At 68.4% G+C, this 519-nt stretch carries 1 protein-coding gene; it reads right to left on the bottom strand.

Annotation, left to right across the window (positions count from 1 at the left end):
• Window positions 1-519 (bottom strand): KR domain-containing protein (locus BST12_RS29385; protein WP_139802091.1); only part of this gene is annotated, 519 nt, incomplete at both ends.

The following is a 519-nucleotide window of genomic DNA, read 5'->3' as shown; positions in this document are numbered from 1 at the left end:
GGTCGGGGTGGGCCAGCACGGTGGCGGTGGTGGTCAGGACCAGAGTCGTAACGGTGGCTCGTTGTTGGTCGGGGGTTTGGGTGGCCAGCTGTGCGGTCAATGTGCCGGCCGTGGCGGTGGCGGCGTGTGGGCGGGTGGTGGTCAGTGCGGACAGGATCGGGGGCAGGGTGTTGGTGCGGGCCAGCCGGTCTACTGCGCGTGGGTTGAGCGGGGTCAGGACCTGGTTGGGTTGGTGATGAGTCACTGCGGCGTCGAACAATGCCAGGCCGTGTTCGGTGCTGATCGGGGTCAAACTCGTCCGCGTCACTCGGGCCTGATCGACGGTTTGCAGGTGGGCGGTCATGCCGGAAGGGGTGTGCCAGTAGCCCCACGCCAGGCTGGTGGCCGGTAGTTGGTGGCGGTGTCGGTGGTGGGCCAGGGCGTCCAGGGTGGCGTTGGCGGCGGCGTAGTTGGCTTGGCCGGGGTTGCCGAAAGTTGCTGCGGCCGAGGAGAACAGGACAAACGCGGCCAGGTCCTGGG

Source organism: Mycobacterium angelicum (genome assembly GCF_002086155.1).
Classification (GTDB): Bacteria; Actinomycetota; Actinomycetes; order Mycobacteriales; family Mycobacteriaceae; genus Mycobacterium; species Mycobacterium angelicum.
The sequence above is the reverse complement of the archived record's forward strand: the minus strand, read 5'-3'. Positions and strand labels throughout refer to the sequence as shown.